Origin of the sequence: Streptomyces sp. NPDC050636, assembly GCF_040654775.1 — a bacterium.
GTDB lineage: Bacteria > Actinomycetota > Actinomycetes > Streptomycetales > Streptomycetaceae > Streptomyces.
In genome coordinates, this window is the sequence record NZ_JBFAIP010000206.1 from 1 (window position 1) to 4534 (window position 4534).

4 protein-coding genes and 2 pseudogenes are annotated in these 4534 nt (G+C 69.6%); 2 read left to right on the forward strand and 4 right to left on the reverse strand.

Going from position 1 to position 4534, the window contains the following annotated elements; all coding sequences use genetic code 11:
• Positions 1 to 100 (forward strand): annotated as a pseudogene (locus AB0I10_RS40415) (IS481 family transposase); the annotation flags it as partial.
• Positions 101 to 191: 91 nt separating this feature from the next.
• On the opposite strand, the pseudogene tnpA reads toward AB0I10_RS40415, so the two are convergent.
• A pseudogene (tnpA, locus tag AB0I10_RS40420) lies at positions 192 to 410 on the reverse strand (IS200/IS605 family transposase); the annotation flags it as partial.
• On the opposite strand from tnpA, the gene AB0I10_RS40425 reads away from it, so the two are divergent.
• The gene (locus tag AB0I10_RS40425) at positions 373 to 1428 is read left to right on the forward strand and encodes an RNA-guided endonuclease TnpB family protein (protein ID WP_363157734.1); all 1056 of its coding nucleotides are present in this window, start codon (positions 373 to 375) and stop codon (positions 1426 to 1428) included. The pseudogene tnpA and the gene AB0I10_RS40425 sit on opposite strands and share 38 nt — an antisense overlap.
• Before the next feature lie 658 nt (positions 1429 to 2086).
• Here the strand turns inward: AB0I10_RS40425 and AB0I10_RS40430 are convergent.
• The 3 genes from AB0I10_RS40430 to AB0I10_RS40440 all read right to left on the reverse strand — a co-directional run.
• Positions 2087 to 3100 carry a zinc-dependent alcohol dehydrogenase family protein gene (locus AB0I10_RS40430; RefSeq protein ID WP_363157735.1) on the reverse strand — a complete coding sequence of 338 codons (1014 nt, stop codon included), beginning with the start codon at positions 3098 to 3100 and terminating at the stop codon, positions 2087 to 2089.
• A 90-nt stretch (positions 3101 to 3190) separates the two neighbouring features.
• Complete coding sequence (grpE, locus tag AB0I10_RS40435; protein ID WP_363157736.1) at positions 3191 to 3955, reverse strand: nucleotide exchange factor GrpE; 765 nt, start codon at positions 3953 to 3955, stop codon at positions 3191 to 3193.
• Positions 3952 to 4534, reverse strand: a 583-nt coding sequence (locus tag AB0I10_RS40440; protein WP_363157737.1) for an Hsp70 family protein, incomplete at its 5' end; no start/stop codon positions are given. The genes grpE and AB0I10_RS40440, both read right to left, overlap by 4 nt.

The following is a 4534-nucleotide window of genomic DNA, read 5'->3' on the forward strand; positions in this document are numbered from 1 at the left end:
AGACTTCCTCCACACCTACAACCACCACCGCTGCCACACCGCACTGGACGGCAAGCCACCCATCAGCCGTGTGAACAACGCTCCAGGTCAATACATCTAGCGGGGGAGTACCGGGCTTCAGCCTGGTAGGGAATTGCTTCTCAGGGCTGCTCTGACCCGAGCGGGGGGGGCGCACTGTTGACCTCGGCCAGCTACAGCGGTCGGTTCTGGTTCTCGATGTACCGGCGGACCATCGCCAGCGGGGCTCCGCCGACCGAACCGGCGAAGTACGACCCGGACCACAGTTTGTTGGCCCGGTAGTAGTGCTGCACCAGGTCGGGGAACTCCTGGCGCATCCTTCGGGAGGAGACACCCTTGAGGGAGTTGACCAGCTTGGAGACAGCGACCTTCGGCGGGAAGTTCACCAGCAGGCTGCTGATCACCGCAGCGAAGAAGACCCCGGAGCGTGCGTTTCTGTCGGACGCGCCGGTCGGCGTGCTCCAGCAGACTCTCCGCGACCTGGACAAGGCGTGGAAGGCACACGAGGACTCCAAGACCGGCAAGCGCAAGGGCCCGAGGGTCGAGCCGCCGCGCCGCAAGTCCCGCAAGGACAACCGGCAGACCGCACGGTTCACCATCTCCGACCGGTTCAAGATCGCCCAGGACGGCAAGCTGAGGCTGCCGAAGATCGGGGACGTGCGGGTCAAGTGGACCCGTGAGCTGCCCTCGGTCCCGTCGTCGGTGACGCTGATCAAGGACCGGGCTGGCCGGTACTGGGCCAGCTTCGTCGTGGAGACCGATCCGGCCGCCGACATCCTTGCGCCAGTCGACGGGGACCAGGGCATCGACCTGGGCTTGACCCGCTTCGCGGTGCTGGCGGACGGCTCGCACATCGCTTCGCCGAAGTACCTGCGGCGGGCGGAGAAGCAGCTGAAGAAGCGGCAGCGGGAGCTGTCGCGGAAGAAGAGAGGCAGCAACAACCGGGACAAGGCCCGAATCAAGGTCGCCCGCGCTCACGCCCAGGTGGCGGATGCGCGCCGGAACTTCCACCACCAGTGGTCCCACAAGCTCACCAGCGAGAATCAAGCGGTGTTCGTGGAGACCCTGAACGTGCGAGGCATGGCGCGTGGCCGCCTGGCCAAGAGCGTGCACGACGCTGGATGGGCACAGTTCGTCGCCTTCCTGGAGTACAAGGCGACGCGGCGTGCACGGCAGTTCGTCAAGGTCGCCCGCGACTTCCCCTCCTCCCAGATATGTTCCGCCTGCGGACACCGCGACGGCCCTAAGCCCCTGCACGTCCGCACCTGGACATGCAGTGAGCCGACCTGCGGCACCGTCCACGACCGGGACTGGAACGCGGGCAAGAACGTCCGATACGAAGGCCGCCGCATCCTCACGGTCAGCAAGACAGAACCACCCACCCCCGAACCGGGGGCCTCACGCCGGTAACGGCGCGAGTAAACGCCTGCGGAGCGCACGTAAGACCAGGCAGCAGCCCGGCAGCGCGCACAACCCCCACCCCGCGTGGGGAGGAAACAGGAACTCACCCGGAGCGGGTGGACCTCACGGTGAGGACCACCCACAGACGGAAAATCCTCGCCCTTCAGGGTGATGGAAGAGGTTAATGTGACCACGATGTCGACGGGGGTTCGGTACGGCGGTCGCCGGTGTCCTGGTCAACCTGGGCGGAGGGCCGATGCTCGGCTCGGCACGGAGTCTGCTGTTCGGATTCGCTGTCATCTGCGCGATCGGCATCATCACCGCACGCGCCGCGGGTCGGCCTGATACGGCTTCTTGGCCCGTACACAGGGGGTTGCGAGCGTGGCGAGTGTGCGGGTCGTGCCTGCTCGGGTGTCCCTATTCGGCGTCCGGGGCCTGTGCCGGATACGTGTTGATCCACGTGGCTCCGCACCGGCAATAGGAGAGTTCGACCAGTTCCCCGTCTTCTGAGGCGGTGAGGCTTTGAATGAGGCGGACATGCACATGTGTAGTCATGCGGACCGCTTTTCGTAGGTGGCGAAAATTGCCTCTCATCGTGGGCACATGGCCGCAGATGAGGTCAATGACCAGGTCACACTCTGAGACGGGCGGCGCGCGGGGGTGTGCACTACGTGACGAGGACGGCCACTCCGGTGACGCGCCCGGCTGCCAGGTCCGCCAGGGCCTCGTCTGCCCGCCGAATCGGGTAGCGCATTACCCGGACGGTGGGGCGCAACCGCGCGGCCTCGGCGAGGAAGGCGCGGCCGTCCTCGCGGGTATTGGCGGTCACGCTGCGCACGGTCCGGTCCTGGAACAGATGCCGGGCATAGTCGAGCGGGGGGATGGCACTCAGGTGGATCCCCGCGATCGCCAGTGTGCCGCCGCGGTCCAGCGCCGCCAGCGCCACCGGCACCAGACTCCCGGCCGGCGCGAAAAGGATCGCGGCATCCAGTGCCTCCGGGGGCGCGTCAGAGCCTGCGGAGGCCGCCCCCAGCTCCAGCGCCAGCCGCTGCGCCCGCGGTGAGCGGGTGACGACGTGCACCTCGGCGCCCCGGGCCACGGCAAGCTGGGCGGTGAGGTGCGCGGATGCCCCGAAACCGTAGATGCCGAGCCGGCCGCCGGGCGGCAAGTCGGCCCGTTCAAGCGCCCGGTAGCCGATGATGCCCGCGCACAGCAGCGGTGCGGTGTCCTCGTCGGGCCATCCTTCCGGGAGGCGGTAGGCGAACCGGGCGTCCACGAGCACGTGGTCGGCGAATCCGCCGTGGATGTCCCAGCCGGTGTAGCGGGAGCCGGGACACAGGTTCTCCCGCTTCGTGCGGCAGTAGCGGCATCGTCCGCAGGTTTCCGCCAGCCACGCGGCGCCCACGCGGTCACCGACCCGGAAATCCTGGACGACGGGCCCCGTAGCGGCCACCTCGCCGACCACCTCATGGCCGGGCGTACAGCGCGCCTTGCGGGGCGGCAGGTCCCCCTCGGCAAGATGCAGATCGGTCCGGCAGACCCCGCAAGCGCGCACACGCAGCAGGAGTTCCTCGGGGCCGGGCTCGGACGTCGCGCGCTGTACGTACCGCAACGGGGCGGAGGCGATCGGCGCCGGGTGCTCGACCACCCAGGCGGATGTCGTCTCCGGGACCGGGGGCACGCGCCCTCACCTCATTCCTGTCCGCTCATCCTGCCCGCTCATCCCGTCTGCTCGTCCCGTCTGCTCATCCCGTCCGCTCGTGCCGTCCGCTCAGGGCAGCTGTGCCTCGTGGTCGCCGGACGCGTCGTGCCCGTCGGTTGCGCGGGGCGTCGGACGAGCGGATTCCGTGACGGCCACCTGGGCGGGGCGCAGCAACTGGTCGCCGACCCGATAGCCCAAGCGCAGTATCGCGGTGCAGGCGGGCCGGCCACCCTGGTCGGAGGGCGTGGATGTGTCGGCGGGCGGGCGTGTGCCGGGAGGCCGGTACGCGTCCGCGGCCGCACCGGCGTCCGTGGGCGTGCGCATCTCCGCCGGCTCGTATGCGTACGAGACCGCATCGTGCACGCGTGGGTCGAACGGCTCGCCCGCCGTGCCGAAGGACTCCAGGCCCAGTGCCGTCAGTTCGGTTTCCAGCGCCTGGGCGACGCGCTGGAAACCGCCCGTCACCTCCCCCTGCGCTCGGGCCTCGGTAAGGGCGTCGAGTACGGGCAGGAGTCGGGAGAGCACGTTGGCCACGGCGATCTGGCGGACGGCAAGGCGCTCACGGCGTATCCGCTTGCGGTAGTTGTCGTATTCGGCCACCAGCCGTTGCAGGTCGGCGGTGCGTTCACGCAGTTCAGCGCGGAGCTCCGCCTCCTGAGACGACGGCGGGGCGGTGGTCCCGTCGCGCTCGGAGGACCCGCCGGCGGCCCGGCCGGTCTGCTCCTGCCCGCGGGCGGCACGGTCGGGGAGCGCGTCCGGGCCGTCGCCGAGCCCGCCCCGGACGATCACCAGCTGCGGACGCGGGCCGCCGCGGGTGTCGGTCGAGCGGTTCATCCCGTGCTTCCCTTCTGCTTGTCCTCGTCGATGATCTCCGCGTCGACGACCTCATCGTCGGCGCCGGTTGCCGCACCCGCACCCGACGTGGTCCCGTCCGCGCCGGCCGGGCCGGCCTGAGCGCCCTGGGCCTGCGCCTGGGCGTAAAGTGCCTGGCCGAGCTTCTGACTCACCGCGGCGACCTTCTCCGTGGCGGTGCGGATCTCGGCGGTGTTGTCGGCCTCGGCGGAGTCGGCCTTGAGCTTCTCCTTCAGCTCGCCGACGGCGGTCTCGACCTCGGTCTTCACCTCGCCGGGGATCTTGTCCTCGTTGTCCCTGAGGAACGTCTCGGTCTGGTAGACGAGCTGCTCGCCCTGGTTGCGGGCCTCGGCGGCCTCACGCTTGCGGCGGTCCTCCTCGGCGTGCTGCTCGGCCTCGCGCATCATGCGGTCGATGTCGTCCTTGGGCAGCGCGGAGCCGCCGGTGACCGTCATCCGCTGTTCCCTGCCGGTGCCGAGGTCCTTGGCGGCGACGTGCATGATGCCGTTGGCGTCGATGTCGAAGGCGACCTCGATCTGCGGGACGCCACGCGGGGCCGGC